Origin of the sequence: Psychrobacter sp. W2-37-MNA-CIBAN-0211 (assembly GCF_040309405.1) — a bacterium.
GTDB classification, from domain to species: domain Bacteria; phylum Pseudomonadota; class Gammaproteobacteria; order Pseudomonadales; family Moraxellaceae; genus Psychrobacter; species Psychrobacter glaciei.
This window is the reverse complement of the sequence record NZ_JBEOOU010000178.1, coordinates 1-275: the sequence shown is the minus strand read 5'-3', so window position 1 is coordinate 275 and position 275 is coordinate 1. Positions and strand designations below refer to the sequence as shown.

Here is a 275-nt window from a genome sequence, read left to right as displayed (position 1 = left end):
GGTGTCGCTGGTGGGCACCTTTGCGGTGATGTACCTGTACGGCTTTTCGTTGAACAATTTCTCGCTGATGGCGCTGATCCTCGCCACCGGGCTGGTGGTGGACGATGCGATCGTGGTGCTGGAGAACATTTCCCGGCACATCGACGAGGGCGTGCCACCCATGAAAGCCGCCTACCTGGGCGCTCAGGAAGTCGGCTTTACCTTGCTGTCGATGAACGTGTCGTTGGTGGCGGTGTTCCTGTCCATTCTGTTTATGGGAGGGATCGTCACCAACC

1 protein-coding gene is annotated in these 275 nt (G+C 58.5%); it reads left to right on the top strand.

Annotation, left to right across the window (positions count from 1 at the left end):
- Positions 1-275 (top strand): efflux RND transporter permease subunit (locus AAEY72_RS14795; RefSeq protein WP_352311298.1); only part of this gene is annotated, 275 nt, incomplete at both ends.